At 59.2% G+C, this 17633-nt stretch carries 19 protein-coding genes; 14 read left to right on the top strand and 5 right to left on the bottom strand.

Going from position 1 to position 17633, the window contains the following annotated elements; translation table 11 throughout:
* Nucleotides 1-103 precede the first annotated feature (103 nt).
* Entirely contained in the window at nt 104-2272 is a 2169-nt protein-coding gene (locus M9Q49_RS10165; RefSeq protein WP_254508625.1) for a YgiQ family radical SAM protein, read from the top strand.
* A gap of 306 nt (nt 2273-2578) precedes the next feature.
* On the opposite strand, the gene mtnC is transcribed toward M9Q49_RS10165, so the two are convergent.
* The 3 genes from mtnC to mtnB form a co-directional block, all read right to left on the bottom strand.
* A complete protein-coding gene (gene mtnC / locus M9Q49_RS10170; RefSeq protein ID WP_254508626.1) occupies nt 2579-3307 on the bottom strand; it encodes an acireductone synthase in 729 nt (242 codons plus the stop codon).
* A 289-nt stretch (nt 3308-3596) separates the two neighbouring features.
* Nucleotides 3597-4175: a 1,2-dihydroxy-3-keto-5-methylthiopentene dioxygenase gene (locus M9Q49_RS10175; RefSeq protein WP_254508627.1), complete on the bottom strand. Its 579-nt coding sequence runs from the start codon at nt 4173-4175 to the stop codon at nt 3597-3599.
* A gap of 39 nt (nt 4176-4214) precedes the next feature.
* Complete coding sequence (gene mtnB, locus M9Q49_RS10180; protein WP_254508628.1) at nt 4215-4865, bottom strand: methylthioribulose 1-phosphate dehydratase; 651 nt, start codon at nt 4863-4865, stop codon at nt 4215-4217.
* A gap of 467 nt (nt 4866-5332) precedes the next feature.
* Here mtnB and M9Q49_RS10185 point away from each other — a divergent pair, with 467 nt between their 5' ends.
* The 12 genes from M9Q49_RS10185 to M9Q49_RS10240 all read left to right on the top strand — a co-directional run bounded on the left by M9Q49_RS10185 (nt 5333) and on the right by M9Q49_RS10240 (nt 13855).
* A complete protein-coding gene (locus M9Q49_RS10185) occupies nt 5333-6142 on the top strand; it encodes a DeoR/GlpR family DNA-binding transcription regulator (RefSeq protein WP_254508629.1) in 810 nt (269 codons plus the stop codon).
* Between the two features lie 19 nt (nt 6143-6161).
* Nucleotides 6162-6875 carry a phosphate propanoyltransferase gene (pduL, locus tag M9Q49_RS10190; RefSeq protein ID WP_254508630.1) on the top strand — a complete coding sequence of 238 codons (714 nt, stop codon included), beginning with the start codon at nt 6162-6164 and terminating at the stop codon, nt 6873-6875.
* A 98-nt stretch (nt 6876-6973) separates the two neighbouring features.
* On the top strand, nt 6974-7276 hold the full coding sequence (locus tag M9Q49_RS10195; protein ID WP_254508631.1) for a BMC domain-containing protein: 303 nt from the start codon (nt 6974-6976) through the stop codon (nt 7274-7276).
* Nucleotides 7277-7353: 77 nt separating this feature from the next.
* Nucleotides 7354-7620: a BMC domain-containing protein gene (locus M9Q49_RS10200; RefSeq protein WP_254508632.1), complete on the top strand. Its 267-nt coding sequence runs from the start codon at nt 7354-7356 to the stop codon at nt 7618-7620.
* A 115-nt stretch (nt 7621-7735) separates the two neighbouring features.
* Nucleotides 7736-8923: an acetate/propionate family kinase gene (locus tag M9Q49_RS10205; RefSeq protein ID WP_254508633.1), complete on the top strand. Its 1188-nt coding sequence runs from the start codon at nt 7736-7738 to the stop codon at nt 8921-8923.
* Nucleotides 8924-8931: 8 nt separating this feature from the next.
* Nucleotides 8932-9240: a EutN/CcmL family microcompartment protein gene (locus tag M9Q49_RS10210; protein WP_254508634.1), complete on the top strand. Its 309-nt coding sequence runs from the start codon at nt 8932-8934 to the stop codon at nt 9238-9240.
* Nucleotides 9241-9503: 263 nt separating this feature from the next.
* Nucleotides 9504-10949 carry an aldehyde dehydrogenase family protein gene (locus M9Q49_RS10215; RefSeq protein ID WP_254508635.1) on the top strand — a complete coding sequence of 482 codons (1446 nt, stop codon included), beginning with the start codon at nt 9504-9506 and terminating at the stop codon, nt 10947-10949.
* A gap of 89 nt (nt 10950-11038) precedes the next feature.
* On the top strand, nt 11039-11299 hold the full coding sequence (locus M9Q49_RS10220; protein ID WP_254508636.1) for a EutN/CcmL family microcompartment protein: 261 nt from the start codon (nt 11039-11041) through the stop codon (nt 11297-11299).
* A 6-nt stretch (nt 11300-11305) separates the two neighbouring features.
* Nucleotides 11306-11602: a hypothetical protein gene (locus tag M9Q49_RS10225; protein WP_254508637.1), complete on the top strand. Its 297-nt coding sequence runs from the start codon at nt 11306-11308 to the stop codon at nt 11600-11602.
* Between the two features lie 3 nt (nt 11603-11605).
* Nucleotides 11606-11902, top strand: coding sequence for a EutN/CcmL family microcompartment protein (locus M9Q49_RS10230; RefSeq protein WP_254508638.1), 297 nt, complete (start codon nt 11606-11608; stop codon nt 11900-11902).
* A 12-nt stretch (nt 11903-11914) separates the two neighbouring features.
* Nucleotides 11915-12796 (top strand): class II aldolase/adducin family protein, encoded by an 882-nt coding sequence (locus M9Q49_RS10235; RefSeq protein WP_254508639.1) that lies wholly within the window; start codon nt 11915-11917, stop codon nt 12794-12796.
* A 111-nt stretch (nt 12797-12907) separates the two neighbouring features.
* Nucleotides 12908-13855, top strand: coding sequence for a lactate/malate dehydrogenase family protein (locus M9Q49_RS10240; protein WP_254508640.1), 948 nt, complete (start codon nt 12908-12910; stop codon nt 13853-13855).
* Here the strand turns inward: M9Q49_RS10240 and M9Q49_RS10245 are convergent.
* A complete protein-coding gene (locus M9Q49_RS10245; protein ID WP_254508641.1) occupies nt 13827-14495 on the bottom strand; it encodes an alpha/beta fold hydrolase in 669 nt (222 codons plus the stop codon). The two genes, M9Q49_RS10240 and M9Q49_RS10245, sit on opposite strands and share 29 nt — an antisense overlap.
* A 129-nt stretch (nt 14496-14624) precedes the next feature.
* On the opposite strand from M9Q49_RS10245, the gene M9Q49_RS10250 reads away from it, so the two are divergent.
* Entirely contained in the window at nt 14625-16268 is a 1644-nt protein-coding gene (locus M9Q49_RS10250) for an FAD-dependent oxidoreductase (RefSeq protein WP_254508642.1), read from the top strand.
* Nucleotides 16269-16371: 103 nt separating this feature from the next.
* Here the strand turns inward: M9Q49_RS10250 and M9Q49_RS10255 are convergent, their stop codons facing one another.
* Nucleotides 16372-17547, bottom strand: a complete 1176-nt coding sequence (locus M9Q49_RS10255; RefSeq protein WP_254508643.1) for a helix-turn-helix domain-containing protein — start codon at nt 17545-17547, stop codon at nt 16372-16374.
* Nucleotides 17548-17633: the final 86 nt, after the last annotated feature.

Here is a 17633-nt window from a genome sequence, read left to right on the forward strand (position 1 = left end):
TGCGTAGGATTTTAGATCGTCTTGATTGATTGCGGTCAGGGTTCAGGGACGCATCGTTTCGTCGATGCAGCGAACCAACGACGCGCGGAAACATTGATTTTCCATGTCTGCTGTTTGTCGCCCGTCCCCCGGTGAAATGGGGACGCTGCTCGAATCGCTCGCGCCTGCCATGTTGCCTCCCGCCACGAGCGGCGGTTTGCTGCAACTCTCTTCGGCCAAGAATCAGCCGCAGAATCCTCCCAAAAAACAACCGCCGCCGTTCTTGCCGCTGCCCATGACGGCCGAGGAAGCGAAGAAGCGCGGTTGGGACGAAGTCGATGTCGTGATTATCTCCGGCGACGCCTACATCGATCACCCGAGCTTCGCGACGGCCATTCTCGGCCGCGTGCTCGAAGCGGCCGGCTTTCGCGTCGGCATCGTCAGTCAGCCCGATTGGCGCAAGGTCGATGATTGGCGGCGGTTCGGTAAGCCGCGGCTGTTCTACGCGATCAGCGCCGGCAACATGGACTCGATGATCAATCACTACACGGCAAACAAAAAGGTCCGCAACGCCGATGCGTATTCGCCCGGCGGCCGGATCGGTCTGCGGCCCGATCGCGCGACACTTGCTTATTGCCAGCGCGCTCGCGAAGCATTCCCCGGCGTGCCCGTGATCGCGGGCAGTGTGGAAGCTTCGCTACGGCGACTTGCGCACTACGACTATTGGTCCGACAAGGTCCGCCGCTCGATCATTCTCGACTGCAAAGCCGATCTGCTGGTCTACGGCATGGGCGAAGAAGCGATTGTCGAAATCGCCCGCGGTCTGGCTGCCGGAAAGACCACGAAAGAAATGCGCGACATGCGCGGCGTGACCTATTGCCTCGGCGCGAGTGAAACGCCGCCCGAGGATTGCCTCAAGCTGCCGACGTACGAAGAGGTCGCTTCCGACAAACCGAAGTTTGCCGAAGCCACACGGATCATTCACAACGAGCAGAATCCTTACAACGGTCGCCGCCTCGTGCAGTATCACGATCGTCAGGCCGTCGTGTGCAATCCGCCGCGGCTACCGATTTCGCAGCGCTCGATGGATGTTGTTTACAGCCTGCCTTACACTCGGCGGCCGCATCCATCGTATTCGGAAGCCATCCCCGCGATGGACATGATCAAGGACAGCGTCACGATCATGCGCGGCTGCTTCGGCGGCTGCACCTTTTGCAGCATTACGACGCACCAAGGCCGCATCATTCAAAGTCGCAGCGGCGAAAGCGTGCAAGCCGAGATCGAACGAATGGCTGCCGATCCGCAGTTCAAAGGGACGATCAGCGACATCGGCGGGCCGACGGCGAACATGTATGAAATGAAGTGCACCGAGCCGGAAGTGGAAGCCGTCTGCCGCCGCCAGTCGTGTGTGCATCCGACGATCTGCAAGTTGCTCGGCACCGACCACGGCCCGCTCGTCGACATGATGAAAAAGGCCCGCGAAACGCCGGGGATCAAAAAAGTCCTCGTGGCCAGCGGCATTCGGATGGACCTCGCTCGCCGCAGTCCCGAATACATGCGCGACCTCGCGCGGCATCACGTCGGTGGCCACTTGAAGGTCGCTCCTGAACACGTCGATCCCGGCGTGCTGGGCCTGATGCGCAAGCCGGCGACCGATGACTTTGAAATGTTCTCGGAAGAGTTCAACAAGGAATCGAAGAAGGCCGGCAAGAAGCAGTTCATCATTCCGTACTTCATCGCGAGTCATCCCGGCAGCGGCCTCGATGAAATGATTCACCTCGCGGTGTTCCTAAAACAACAAGGCTACAAACCCGATCAGGTGCAGGACTTCATCCCCGCGCCGTTCGACGTGGCCACGGCCATGTATTACACGGGGATAGATCCCTTTACGAAGAAGCCAGTGCACATTGCGAAGGCCCTGCGCGATCGCAAGATGCAGCGGGCCCTGCTGCAATTCTTCAAACCCGAAAACTACTTCGAAGTCCGCGAAGCCCTCCGCCAAGCCGGCCGCATGGACCTCATCGGCGACGGCTGTGATTCTCTAATTCCTTCGAAGCCGCCCAAAGAAGCAATGGCCAAACGCCGCCAAGACGCCAACGACCGCTTCCCCGGCAACTACGTCCACCAACCCGCCGGCAGCGGCGCTCGCAACGAAGGAACCAAGCCGGGCCGCAAGCAGCCATCGCCCGCAGCCAAACAAGCACAGCCCAACGCGTCGCGCCCGCTGCGTAAGAAGGACAAGACTTCGCGCTATCAGCCGGGGAAGGGGTATCGGCCGGATATTAAACGATAATCTACTCCGCCAGCGACATCGTCCAGTCCGCGTTCGCATCCCCACTAATCGACTCGATCTGGCTTTGAAGGCGATCTACACCCAGCGTCCATCCGGCCGACAACACAGCGATGATCCCCAAGGCGAGCCAGTCTTTCCGTTGCACGCGGTTCGCCGTTGGATTCGATTTTCAGCGTAGGCGAGTCACTCCGTGCCTCGCAACAGGCAAATTGGCGAGTTCAGGCGGTTGTTGATAATGACGAACTTCCGGGATGAACTTCCGCCTCCACTCGCCAAACACGTGTTGCGAGTCACGGAGTGACTCGCCTACGAGATCTCTTCAAACGACTTAATCGCCGGATGTTTTTGCTCGTTGCTTTGCGGCGCGTTGCCGGGGCGGAGTAAGAGGCCGGTGCGCAGGCCGGCGGTTTTGGCGGCGTCTAGTTCAGCGGTAATGTCGCTGAGGAATAGGACGTCTGCCGGTGAGCAGCCGATGTCGGCGATGATGTTGGCGTAGCTTTGGCTTTCGCGCTTCGAGCCGATGGTGGTGTCGTAGTGGCCGGAGAGGAGCGGCAGCAAGTTGCCGGCGATGGTGTGGCCGAAGAAAAGGATCTGGGCTTGGACGCTGCCGGAGGAATAGATGCGGAGTTCGCGGCCGGCGTCTTTCCATTTGCGCAGGGATGGCGGCACGTCGTCGTAAACGTGGGCGAGGAGTTCGCCGGATTTAAAGCCGGATTCCCAGACCTGACCTTGCAGGTCTTTGAGGCCGGTGGCCTTGAGGTCGGAATCCATCTGGCGGATGACTTCGGCCGTCAGGCGTTGCTGGGCTGCGTCGGATTTCAGATCTTCGCAGCCGGTGAGTTCGAGCAGCGTCTTGCCGCCGTCGAGGGCGATTTGCTTGGCTGCGGCGAGGACGTTGGGGTCGTTCGCATGGTGATCGAGAAACTCGGCGAGCTCACGGCGGACATAGGGGAACATCTCGTCGTAGACGAAACGGACCGACGAGGTGGTCCCTTCGATGTCGAGCAAAATCACGCGGCCGGTGAAGTCGATCACGGTGTTACCCCAAGGAAAGGTAGCCCGTAGCGTTAGCGAGGGCGTGATGTTGAGGGCGAGGGAAATTCGTCGTGAATTCGTATCGAGTTCGGCTAGTGCTTTTTCGGCAGTCTCGCTTAGCCACCAGCTTTAGCTGGTGGTGCAAGTTCAAAAAGTCGCCGGCTTTAGCCATTCCCTTGGCTCGCGAATCAATGGCTAAAGCCGGGAACTCTTGGGATCCAAACCACCAGCTAAAGCTGGTGGCTAAGGGAGCAGAAATAATCTCTTAGGGATCGATCGATAGAAGAAGCTAAATCTTGACCGCACCGCCCATACCAACCGGATTCAAGTACGCCGGGCCCATGCAGAGCGCTTCGTAGCGAGCATTAACCGGATTATCGACGTACGCCGGGCTCCAGCCGCTCATGTCTTGGAACAGGCGGATGCAGCGAATGTTGCGGTCCTTGCAGAGGTCGAACCAGTGCTGCGTGCCCTTCGGCACGTTGATCAGATCGCCCGACTCGACCTGCACGGCGAACACCGGGCCGTTTTCGGGATGGATATGAAACACGCCGCCGCCTTTGACGGTGAAGCGGACTTCGTCTTCGCTGTGGGTGTGTTCCTTGGCGAACTTCTGCAGCATCGCGTCGAGGTTCGGCGTTTCTGGTTTGACGTTGATGACGTCGGCAGTGACGAAACCGCCGCGGGCCTTGAGGCGTTCGACCTCAGGAGCGTAGGCGGTGAGAATCTCGGCGTCGGTGGCGTCGCGATCGATCCGGCCATCGACATCCCACTTCTCATACCAAATGCCGAACGGCGCGAGGAACTCGCTGATCTGCTGCGGGTCGGTGATTTCGCGGTTCTCGTCCTGAATGCGGATGCGGGCCATTTTCAAATCGCCTATGTGAGGAGGAAGTATTTCGTTGGTTTAGCCGAGCATGCGTCGTCGATAGGTGCACTCGAGCAGGAACTCAATAATCTCGATGTGCCGCCGGGCTTCGGCCAGATCGACACCCCAAGTGTACAGTCCGTGCTTCCGAATTAAATAGCCATGCGTGAGCGGTTTCGTGGGATCATTCAGCCGTTGGCGAACCTTCGCGGCCAGCTGTGAAATGTCCTGGGTGTTTTCGAAAATCTCCATCCGCCAGGTGTGCTCGTGCGTGGTCACGCCGGCGAGTCCCTTCAGCATTTCGTAGCCGCTGATCTCGACATAGCCCTGCTCGAAAAACAGGTCGGAGAGAATCGTCGAGTAAACCGAGTGCGTGTGCAAAATCGCGCCGACGCCCGGTTGCTCGGCGGCGACCGTGTGCAGCAGCGTCTCGGCCGAGGATTTTGGCTGACCGGGTGAGGTCGGCTTGCCTTGGTCATCGACAACGACGAAATCGCTGCGAGTCAGATGACCTTTATCTTTGCCGCTGGCGGTGAGGAGTAATTGCAGCGGATTGCGGTTCACCACCACGCTGTAGTTGCTGCTGGTCCCTAGCGAAAAACCGCGCTGCCACAGCCAATGGCCGGTTTCGCACAGGGCATCGATCTGCGACGTGTAAGGGGCGAGGGGCGAGGCGACGTCGGTTGTCATGGCAAAAATCGAAAGGCGCCGAAGAGGAAAGTCGCATCGTAGCAAATCGCCCCGCTTCGGCACATCCGCTAGCAAACCTATAACCTTATAACAGGTTATGAAGTTGTTGAATGATTCCTAAGGCAAGCAGTGGCAACATGTTACCGCTGGTTTGTCTCATAACCCTATAACCTTTTATAACACGGCGGACTCCCGGCACGGAATAACTGCTTTCTACCACATTGCGACTGATTTCAATCACGTATTCACTCGGCGGAAAATTTCTCTGACCGGCAATCTCACCTTAATTTCGCCATTTTCAATCGCAAAGTCAGCTAGAATTGCCGAAATTACCAGTTCAAGCCACCGAAAACTTCCATATTCGGTGATAATCCGTCAATAGAATGCTTGCTTTCTGTCACAGCATCCGACAAGATAGAGTGATCGGCAGTCTAGGCAGACTTTGACAGGCATCCGAAGGGAACGCAGTGATTAAGCAGGCGGTGGCGGACGAACGGCGAGGCCGATTGTCGGAGTTGATCCGACAACGCGGGTTCGCGTCGTTGCCCGAGCTCGTCACTCAGCTGGCCGTCTCCGAATCAACGGTCCGTCGCGACCTAGATTATCTGGAAGAGTCGGGCGTTGCGCGACGAACGCATGGCGGTGTCTTTTACACCGGCCCTTCGCCGAAGCTGGCCCACTTCGATCATGGCCAGTCGTCGAACTGGGACAAGAAGCGGCGGATTGCGAACGCAGCTGCCCGCCTGATTGAAGACAACGATACGGTTCTGCTCGACGGTGGCAGCACGACTTATGAGCTCGCGCAGCTCCTCGTCGGTCGTCCGTTGCAGGTCGTGACCAACTCCCTTCCGGTGGCCAATTTGTTCAGCTCGAGCGATCTCACGAAACTCGTTCTCATCGGCGGCAAGGTCGATAGCCGGGCTGGCGTTACGATCGGGCCCTACGCAAATCAAATGCTCGAGACGCTGAATGTGCGTCGCGCCGTGCTGAGCGTGGCCGGCATCAATGAGCGAGGCGCTTACAACAGCGAATCGCTGCTCGTCGAAACCGAACGGGTGATGATGTCGCGTGCCGAGGAAGTGATTGTCGTCGCCGACAGCACGAAGTTCGGCCGCACGAGCCTTGCCTTGATGTGCCCTCTGGCCGAGATCGACACGCTCGTCAGCGATCACGAGCTGTCGCCGGAATGGATCAAACGCCTGCAAGATGCCGGCGTGCAGGTCCGCCTCGCGGCTGAAGCGGGCGACTCCGAAATTCAAACTACAACCCATAGCTAACCACCATCGAGTTTTTGAAATGGCATCCTCTCCCGCACTCGACCGCAGCGTCGTCGAACAAATCGTTCGCCAGATTGTGCTTGGCAATGCTGCCGCGCCGGCGAACAAGCCAACCGAAAGCGGCGACAAGCCTGCCGAGCTGATGGTTAGCATTTCGGCCCGTCACTGCCACTTGAGCGATGCCGATGTCGAGACCCTCTTCGGACCGGGCGCCAAACTGACGCCGGAAAAAGATCTCTACCAAGATGGTTTCTTTGCGGCCGCCGAAACGGTGATGATCGTGGGCCCCCGCAAGCGGATGCTGCCGAATGTGCGCGTCCTCGGCCCGACGCGGCCTTACAGCCAGGTCGAGCTCGCCTTTACCGACAGCATTTCGCTGGGCATCGACGCGCCGGTTCGCCACAGCGGCAATATCAAGGGCACGCCCGGTTGCGTCCTTGTCGGCCCCAAGGGGGTTGTCGAATTGCAGGAAGGCGTGATTCGCGCTGCTCGCCACGTTCACATGAGCAACAAAGACGCCGAACGCTACGGCGTGAAGAACGGCGACTTCATGAAGCTGCGAATCGAATCGCCGCAATGCACCGTGGTGTTCGAAGACCTGCTCGTGCGGGCCGATGCCACCAGCAAGCTCGAAGTGCACATCGACACCGATGAAGGGAACGCCTGCTTCCTCGACGGCGCCACGAAGGTGGAACTGCAGAAGCAAGAAGGCGACTGCAAGTGCAAACACTAGTCGTAGGATAGGCTTCCAGCCTGTCTTACAGCGTTTAATTACTGATTTGTTTCTGGTTTTTACGGACAGGCTAGCAGCCTATCCTACGGGAGATTGCAATGGCTAAGAATCTGGAAGCGCTCGGCATGATCGAGACGAAGGGCTTCATCGCCCTGCTCGAAGCGACCGATGCGATGTTGAAAGCCGCCAACGTGACGTTGGTTGGTTGGGACAAGGTTGGTAGCGGTCTGGTTTCGGCTTTCGTCGTCGGCGATGTCGCCGCAGTGAAGAGCGCGACCGATGCGGGCGCTGCTGCCGCTGGCCGCGTGGGCGAAGTCGTCAGCGTACACGTCATTCCGCGTCCGCACGAAGACCTCAGCATCGTGCTGCCGCCGAGCATCAAGTACGCCACCAAGGCCTAGTTGAAATCATCAGCCGCCGGGCGCTAGCCCCCGGCTTTCCTCGCAAATCTAATAACAATTCACAGGTAATAGTTCAGATGAACACAGCAATTGGTTTGATTGAAACGAAGGGCCTGATCGGCCTGGTCGAAGCGACCGACGCGATGGCGAAAGCCGCCAACGTGCAAATCGTCAAGCGGATCGGCATCGGTGGCGCTTATGTCACCACGATCGTTCAAGGCGATGTCGGCAGCGTGCGCGCTGCAGTCGAAGCGGGCGCTCAAGCCGCTCAGCAAGTCGGCGAACTCGTCGGCAGCCACATCATTCCTCGCCCCGCCGAAGGTTTGATCGAAGCGTTCGTTTAAAGCGTCTTGCGCATCCTGTAACTGAATTCGCCAGAATTCAGACGGATGCGCAGTACGACGTCGCTCACTGAATTCTGTCGAATTCAGCTACTGGTCAAGGATGAAGGACTAAACGATGAAAATCCTAGTCGCCAATCTCGGCTCGACGAGCTTCAAGTATCGGCTATACGACATGGCCGACGAACGGCAGCTCGCGCGCGGTGGGGTCGAACGCATCGGTTCGGCTGAAAGCCCGTGCTTTGTCGAGATTGCAGGCAAGAAGCAGGAACTGAAGGTTCCCGTTCCGGATCACGCCGTCGCGGTGCGTCAGTGCCTCGCGCAGCTCACCGATCCGCAGAACGGTTGCCTGCAGAGCGAACAGGAAGTGGCTGCCATCGGTTTCAAAGCCGTGCATGGTGGTCGCGTAAGTGGCGTGCAGCGGATCACTCCCGATGTGCTCGCCGCCATGGAAGAGATGAACCTGCTCGCTCCGGCGCACAATCCTCCTTACATTCGCGCGATGCGACTGCTGGGGGAAAAGCTGCCGCAGATTCCGCTGGTGGCTGCGTTTGAAACGGGTTTTCACAACACGATTGCCGACAAGCTTCGCTACTATCCCGCGCCGCATGAATGGGCCGAGAAGTGGCAGATCAAACGCTGGGGTTTTCACGGCGCGAGTCATCGCTACATCGCCCAGCGGACGAGCCAACTGTTGGAACGATACGATCTGCGGATCATTTCGTGCCATCTCGGCGGCTCGAACAGTCTGTGTGCGATTCGGGGTCAACAAAGCATCTCGACCACGATGGGCATGAGTCCGCAAACCGGTTTGCCGCAGAACAACCGTGTCGGCGATTTCGATCCGTTTGCGATTCCACTCATCATGGAGCGCGAAGGAAAGAGCCTGCAGGAAGTTCTGAATACACTCGCCGAAAAAAGCGGCTTGCTCGGACTCAGCGGCATTAGTGGTGACGTGCGCGATCTCGATGAAGCCGCCGCCAATGGCAACGGCCGGGCTCGGCTGGCGCTCGATGTGTTCATCGCCGAAATTCGGCGGCACCTCGGCGGCATGCTGGTGGAACTCGGTGGCGCCGACGCGATCGTGTTCACCGGCGGCATCGGCGAAAACGGCGTGAACATTCGCGCGGGAGTTTGCGAAAACCTGCAAGGCCTCGGCATCGAACTCGATGCAGGGCTCAACAGCTCAAAGGGCAACTCCGAGCGCTGCGTGAGCAAGGCCGGCAGCCCAACGCAGATCTGGATCATTCCGACGAACGAGGAACTGATCGTGGCCCGTCAAACCAAACATGCAATTGAAGGGTAGCGCACCACATGTTCGTCGCCAAAGTCACCGGCAGTCTGGTTTCGACGCAAAAAGTCGATTCGATGAAGGGCTTTAAACTCTTGATCGTCGAACCCTATCGCATCGAAGCCAAGGATCGGAAGTCGATCGTCACGACAGGCCGGACGTTTGTCGCGGTCGATACGCTCGGCGCGGGGATCGGCGATTTTGTGATCCTCACGCAAGGCTCTTCGGCGCGATTGACACCCGAAACCAAGACGCTCCCCATCGACGCCGTCGTCGTGGGCATCGTCGACAAAGTGCAAGTGGATGAGGGAACGGTCTACTCGCGGGATTAAGGACCAAACAACTTACAGACCCCACCGAGCTTGCTCGGTGGTGAAATGATTATGCACCAGTTCAACCACCTCGCGAAGCCAGCCCCCACCGACCTTGTGTCGGTGGAGCAAATGATTTTCGCGGCGGTTCAATCATCCGCTCCACCGACCAAGGCCGGCGGGGGCGAGACGAGTAGCGATCAGGACTAGTGCAGAATCAGGGCTCCACCGAGCAATCTCGGTGGGGGCCAGAGAACAAGAAACTCCAACTAACGATTAACCATATGCAAATCAACGAAGCTCTCATCCGCAGTGTCGTCGCTCAGGTCCTCTCCGAAGTGGCCCGGGGTGGCGCACACGTCAGCAGCGGTCCCAAGTTCGCCGGCCGGCATGGCATCTTCACTTGCGTGAACGAAGCCGTCGCTGCTGCTCGCGATGCGTTCGAGCAATTGAGCGAGCGGACCATGGAAGACCGCAAGCGGATCATCAGCCATATTCGCCGCATCTCGATCGACAACTGCGTCGAGCTCGGCACGATGGAAATGAACGAGACCAAGGTTGGCCGTCTCAATCACAAGATCGAAAAGCTGAAGACCCTCGGCGAAAAAACGCCGGGCGTGGAATTCATGCGAAGCGAAGTATTCAGCGGCGACCACGGCTTGGCCGTGATCGAACACGCGCCATTCGGCGTGATCGGCGCGATCACTCCGGTTACGCACTCGCTGCCGACCATCACCGGCAACGCAGTGAGCATGATCGCTTCGGGCAACTCGGTCGTGGTGAATCCGCACCCGAGCGGCAAGAAGGTGGCTGCCGAAGGTGTGCGTCGTTTCAACGAAGCCATCTACAAAGACCTCGGCATCGACAACCTGATTTGCGTGATCACCGAACCGACGCTGGAAACGGCCAATCAACTGTTCGGTCATCGCAATGTCAATCTGATCTGCGTCACCGGCGGCCCTGCTGTCGGTCGCGCAGCGCTTCGCAGCGGCAAGCGGGCCGTGGTCGCTGGCCCAGGCAATCCGCCGGTCGTCGTCGACGAAACGGCGGACCTCGACAACGCCGCCCGCTGCATCATTCAAGGTGCGGCTTACGACAACAACCTGCTCTGCATCGCCGAGAAGGAAGTGTTTGTCGTCTCAAGCGTCTTCGACAAGATGATGGACGCCATGGATCGCGCCGGCGCGACGCGGCTGAATGCTCGCGAAGTCGACGAGTTCACCAAGAAGGCGATTGTTCAAGTCGGCGAAGGGGAACACAAGCACGACGCCCCTTCGAAGGAATTCCTCGGCCAGGATGCCAAAGTCCTCGCCCGTGCGATCGGCAAATCGATTCCGGAAAAGAGCGACCTGCTGTTCGGCGAAGCCGACGAAAGCAATCCGTTTGTTCCGGTCGAACAGATGATGCCCTTCGTGCCGTTCGTCCGCGTGAAGAATGTCGACGAAGCCATCCAAAAGGCTCAGCACTACGAACACGGTTTCCGGCACACGAGCATCATTCACAGCCAGAACGTAAAGAACATGACGAAGATGGGCCGCATCCTCGACACGACGCTGTTCGTGAAGAACGGCCCGTGCATGGCCGCCCTCGGTCTCGGCGGCGAAGGCTACTTGTCGTTCTCGATCGCTGGCCCGACCGGCGAAGGTGTGACGACGCCGTTGACCTTCACCCGCGAACGCCGCTGCTCGCTCATCGAAGATCTGTGCGTCCTCGGCAAACCCAAGTCGTAAATCTGTAGCTGAATTCGCCAGAATTCAGACTCCTGATTTTTTCGAAACCCCTCTGAATTCTGGCGAATTCAGCTACTCAAAAGACAACCATGCAACTCGGCCTCGTCATCGGCACCGCCATCGCTACCGCGCGGCATCCGTCCTTCAAAGGACAAAAGATGCTCGTCGTGCAGCCGTTGATGGCCGATGGCAAAACTCCCGACGCCGATCCGGTGATTGCCGCCGATGTCGTGGGCGCCGGCCGAGGCGAACTGGTGATGATCACGAGCGACGGCAAGTACGTTCGCGAAATTACCGGCGACGAATCGACCCCCATCCGCTACTCGATCGTCGGCATTGCAGACAACTAACAAACCATGAACCTGACTCCCGCTGATATCGATCGAATTGTCGCCGAAGTGGTGCGCCGCGTGCGCGCCCTCGTCGCGACTTCGACACCAGCGCCGATTCAGCAAACCGAATCCACCAGCAGTTTGAACTTGAACGACAAAGTCATCACGCTCGCGACGATCAAGGGCCGGCTCCAGGGAATCACCACGGTGGTTGTCTCGGAGCGGGCCATCGTCACGCACGCGGTGAGGGACGAACTGCGCGACAAGAAGATCAGCTGGCAACGCGTTGCGTCCAACACGGCCACCAAGGCGAGGAGCTAACCAATGCGAATCGCCAAAGTGCTCGGCACGGTCACGATGAACAGTCAGCATCCCACGATGCAAGGCGCACGGCTGCGGCTCATCGTGCCGCTGTCGCTCGCCGAACTGCGCGATGGCGTGGCTCCGCAAGCCGACGAAATTGTCGCTTGGGACGACCTCGGCGCCGGCATCGGCGATCTGGTCGCCATCAGCGAAGGGGCCGAAGCGGCTCAGCCGTTCCGACCCAATTACAAACCAATCGACGTTTACATTTCCGCCATTCTCGATCAACTCGACCTCGATCAAAACCTCCTTCGTTAAAGGCATCAACCCATGGTCAATCATCACAAAATCAAGCAGGACATCTGCGAGATCGGCCGCCGCTTGTACAACAAGGGCTTCGCCGCCGCCAACGACGGCAACATCACGGTGCGCGTCGGCGAGAACGAAGTTCTCTGCACCCCTACGATGCACAGCAAGGGCTTTCTCAAGCCCGACGATATCAGCCTCGTCGACATGACCGGCAAGCAACTGAGCGGCCGCAAAAAGCGTTCGAGCGAAGCGTTGCTGCACCTCGAAATCTATAAGCAACGGCCCGACGTGAAGAGCGTCGTGCACTGCCACCCGCCGCACGCCACGGCCTTCGCGATCGCTCGCGAACCGATTCCGCAGTGCGTGCTCCCCGAAGTCGAAGTGTTCCTCGGCGATGTTCCGATCACCACCTACGAAACTCCCGGCGGCCAAGCCTTTGCCGATACGGTGCTGCCGTTCGTGAGCAAGACAAACATCATCATCCTCGCCAACCACGGCACGGTGAGCTACGGCACGGATGTGGAACAAGCTTATTGGTGGACGGAAATTCTCGACGCGTATTGCCGCATGCTGATGCTCGCCAAGAGCCTCGGCAAAGTGAACTACTTCGATGAGAAGAAGGAACGCGAACTGCTCGACCTGAAGCAGAAATGGGGCTGGGCCGATCCGCGCAACACCGAGGAATACAAGAACTGTGACGTGTGCGCGAACGACATCTTCCGCGACAGCTGGAAGCAATCGGGCGTGGAACGGCGTGCGTTCGACGCTCCCCCCGCCATGGGCCCTGCCGTGGCTGCCGCGGTGAAAAAAGAAGTCGCCGCCGCGCCCGCCGGCGGTGATCAAGAAGCGCTGATCAAGATGATCACCGAACGAGTGATGGAAGCTTTGGCAACGCAGAAGTAAGAACGCAGAATGCAGAATGAGGCAGGCAAATGCCTTTCGTTCTGCATTCTGACTTCTACGTTCTGCATTCAATCTGCAATCTGACATCTGCAATCTGCAATAAGTGATCCCATGAAAGTCAGCATCATCGGCGGCGGCGGTTTGGTCGGTTCCAGCGCAGGCTTTGCCCTGCAATGCGGCGGCGTGGTGAGCGAGATCGCGCTCCTCGACGTCAACGCCGACTTGGCCAGCGGCCAGGCACTCGACATGCTCCACGGCGCTCCGAGCGTGGCCGATCAGGTCATCACCTCGGGCGGTTACGAGCACATTCCGAGCTCCGACATCATCTGCATCACGGCTGGTTTGCGGCGCAAGCCCGATGAAAGCCGGCTCGATCTCATCAATCGCAACACCGACCTCTTCCTCGGCATTCTCGGCGAAGTGACGAAGGCCGGCGTGAAGAAAGACGCGATCGTCCTCGTCGTGTCGAACCCCGTCGACATTCTCACCTACGTCGCCGCCGATCGCCTCGGTCTGCCACTGAGCCAGGTCATCGGCCTCGGCACGCAGCTCGATACGATCCGCTTCCGCAGCCTCATCGCTCAGCAAGTGAAAGCCGCGCCGACGCAAGTTCAGGCCCTCATCCTCGGCGAACACGGCGACAGCATGGTGCCGATTTGGTCGAGCGCTTGCATCGCCAATCTGCCGCTCGAAAAATTCCCGGGCTGGAATACCAAGCTCGCCGATGAACTCTTCACGCGGACCAAAGGTTCGGGCGCAGAAGTCATCAAGAAGAAGACCGGCGCTGGTTTTGCCGTCGGCATTGCGATTCGCGACGTGATTCACTCGATCGTTCTCGATCAACGCCGCATCCTGCCGGTGAGCAGCGTGCAAGAAGGTTGCTACGACATTCGCGACGTCGCACTGAGCGTGCCGACCGTCGTCGGCCGCAAGGGCGTGGTCGCTCGCCACCAGATCGAACTCTGGCCGAAGGAAGTTCAGCTCCTCCGCAAGAGCGGCCTCGTGCTGCGGCAAACGCTGGAACAAGTCCTCAGCCGCATCGGCCGCGGGAAGAAGTAAGCACTTGTTGCAAATACTCATTCACGCTTTCCGCGTGAGTGAGTGTCAATAAATGCCCGGCCTCGGGAATTACGCAATCAGCTCCGGAGATCACCGCCGGGAATGTTGAGTCTAAAGCCCCGTGGATTTGGTGAAGCTGGCAATTTGGAAACTCTGGTTGCCATTTCAGCAACACTTGAAGAGCCCAAATGCGAAAGCTTTGATCACGCGGCGAAAGTTGGTGAAAATTCTTGACTGCTGAAGTTTCGATCGATGTCAGGAAATGTGCAGAGCGTGCAAGCTGAACGATAGATCTGCTGGACGCTAAAGCAGACACCGGCCGCAGTAAGCGAAGCATGGCCGGCAACGCTTCAATGCTACGGCAACTAGCAATGAGCACGCAGGCCTTCGCTTGCAGGTGCTTCGCGACTTCGAGCGAGACAATCCCACCGAAGGATGCGCCGCCAATAATACAAGGCACGCCCGGATCGATCTTCGCCGCCAATCGCTGCGCGTAGTGGGTTAGCGGCTCTTCATCGCTCAGCGGCTGCTCCCACTTCGGCACGTCGAGGTCTGGAAACGCTTTCAGCTGCGGCGCGAAGACGCGCGGATCACCGTTCATACCGGGCAAGAGAATCAGCGGCAGGTCTGTTTCGCTCATTCCCGTATCTTATTCGACCTTGTTGTCCTCGCCGACAAGGCCAGCGTTTCCGACGTGCAATTGCCATCGTCTTGGCACCGCCGTTCGCGATATAGTGAAGATTCACTGTAGCGAAAAACGGAGTGTGTCATGAAATTGCTGATCGTAGGAGGCGTGGCCGGAGGAGCGTCGGCGGCTACGCGAGCGAGGCGGATGAGCGAAGAAGCGCAGATCATCCTCTTCGAGCGCGGCCCGGATGTGTCGTTCGCCAATTGCGGGCTCCCTTATCACATCGGCAATACGATCGCCGATCGCAACAAGCTGCTCGTCACCACGCCGGCCAAGTTGCGGGCCCGGTTCAATCTTGATGTGCGGACGCAATCGTCTGTCGAAGCCATCGATCGCGCGCGAAAAACGATTCGCGTTCGCGAACTAGCCACCGGCCGCGAATACGAAGAGAGTTACGACAAGCTGATCCTCGCGCCCGGCGCTGCGCCACTCAAGCCGCCATTGCCGGGGATCGATCTGCCGGGCATTCACACGCTTCGCAACTTGCAGGACATGGATCACATCAAAGCGATTGTCGATCAAGGGGCCAAGCAAGCGATTGTCATCGGCGCGGGGTTCATCGGCCTCGAGATGGTCGAGAATCTAGTGCATCGCGGCGTGCAGACCACCGTTGTTGAACTGCAGGATCAGCTCCTGCCGCCTCTCGATCGCGAAATGACCACGCCCATCGCGCAAGAGTTGAAAGCGAAGGGCGTGACGCTGTTGCTTAGCGACTCGGCGGAGAGTTTTACCGCCGTCGACGGCGGTGTGCGAGTGCAATTGAAATCGGGCAAGGAACTCACCGCACCGCTGGTGATTATGGGCATTGGTGTGCGGCCCGAAAACAAGCTCGCCGTTGAAGCAGGATTGGACGTCGGGCCGCGCGGCGGCATTCGGGTGAACGATCAACTGCAAACGAACGATCCGGACATTTACGCGGTCGGCGATGCGATCGAAGTGCAAGACGTTGTTTCGCACCAGCCGACGCAAGTGCCGCTGGCCGGTCCGGCGAATCGGCAGGGACGACTTGCCGCCGATCACATCTTCGGCCGGCCGGTGAAATTTCGCGGCACGCAAGGCACCGCCATCGTCGGTTGCTTCGGCAAGGTCGCTGCCCTGACCGGCGCTTCCGAGAAAACGCTGCGTCGCAGCGGCCAGCCGTTTCGCATGGTTTATGTCCATCCCGCGCAGCACGCTGGCTACTATCCGGGTGCGCAAGGGATGGCGATCAAGCTGCTCTTCGAGCCCGAGCAAGGCAAGATCCTCGGCGCGCAAGCGGTCGGCGGCGAGGGTGTCGACAAGCGTATCGACGTGATCGCCGTGGCGATTCAAGCAGGACTGACGGTCTTCGATCTCGAAGAAGTCGAGCTCTGTTACTCACCGCAGTTCGGCTCGGCGAAAGATCCTGTCAACATGGTGGGCTTCGTGGCGGCCAATTGGCTCCGCGGCGACCATCCGCAAATCGACGTTGCCGCGCTCTACGCCATGCCGGAAGAACAACGGCCGCTGCTGCTCGACGTTCGCACTCCCGAAGAATTCGCAGCTGGAAAGTTTCCAGGCGCGATCAACATTCCTGTCGATGACTTGCGATCGCGCTTAAGTGAGTTGCCCCGCGATCGGGAGATCGCCGCTTACTGCCAGGTCGGCCAGCGCGGCTACATCGCCACGCGAATCCTGCAGCAAGCCGGTTTTCAAGTGAAGAACGTCAGCGGCGGTTACAAAACGTATATGCTGTGGCATCCATAGTCGTCTTTCGCTCCGCGAAAGCACGCGTCTTTGAATGGTGGAATGCCGCGCGCCGCAACGAGTGAAAGACGCGTCCTTTCGCGGAGCGAAAGGCGACAGTAGCCTACATCTCTTCGTCACCGGCCACCTGCATCCGCCGCTCGATCACGTCGGGCGCGAGGCGGATGATTTCGCTCTCCGCGGCCAAGTCGGTGAGAAGCGATTTCGCATCGCTGTCTTGCTGATTCTGCAGCTTGAACTTCACCACGAACGCGCCGATCTGAATGCCGTGGCCGGAATAGACTGGCGGCCAGAATTCTTCGCCGCGGCGGGAAAGCATTCGCGCGAGCAACCGCGTGGCCCGGCCCGAATAACCGCCGAGCATCATCTCGAGCCGGCCCTGCGACTCGCGATGGATATAGAAGACCATCGCCGCGTCTTTTTTGTTGGCTTCCCACGGGCAGACATCCCAAGTGCCGTCGGACGTTTCGTAGTAAATGCCCGGGACGTTGGCCTTCTCCGATTTCGACAGATCGTTGCCGCCGCAGCACGAGGGCGTTTGCGGATCATGGCTGCGATAACGAATAAAGATGGGGCAGTTACGCTTGCTGGCCACGGGAAGCGAATCTTGCGACTCGAACGGAGTCGCGCCGAAGGCTTCGGCGAGGAGAATCTCCACGACCGGGTTGCTCTTGTTGCTGCCGAGGCAGATCAGCGCTTTGTCGCCAGCCGCCGAACAAAAGCCGTCGTACACGCTCCGCGCGAGCTCGACATAATCCGCAAACGAAGACTGCCCCGGGCTAAAGACGAGCGATTGATGCAACTGCTCGGGATGCGGATCATCGGCGGGCACTGCCGCGGGAGCGTTCGGATCGGCGAGCCGCTTGAAGCGGGCCGTGCCGCCGAGCGACGTTACGCCGTTGAGCAGTTCGCCGAGCAGCACCGAGTCGCTCGCCACGACCCAGGCATCGTCGAGCGTGTCGCCCGGTTCGCCGCGACGCACACCCAGGCACAGTTCTAACCGCCGCCGCCGGGCGAGCAGTTCCCAGAAGTGCTCGGGCTCCACCGCGAACAACCGGCCGGGCAGTTCCTCCGCCGTGGCAAAACCCTTTTCGATCAGGTAATCGCACAGCTTCGACAGGGCGTCGAGCGGAATGTATTTGACTTCGTTTTTCAGGAACGCCGCGACCTGATGGCGGTCGAGCGTCGTGTAATCGCAAATGGCTTTGATGGTGCCTGGACGCTTGCGCGGATCGGGCACGTGCCCCACGACTTCCGCGAGCCGAAACGAATAACGCATCGCCTGTTACCTATCGCCGTTAGCGGCAGGATGACCGCCGCAGAAGCAGGCCGCTAGCGGCTGTTTCGCGGCATCTTCACTGCCTT

Origin of the sequence: Anatilimnocola floriformis, assembly GCF_024256385.1 — a bacterium.
Taxonomy (GTDB): domain Bacteria; phylum Planctomycetota; class Planctomycetia; order Pirellulales; family Pirellulaceae; genus Anatilimnocola; species Anatilimnocola floriformis.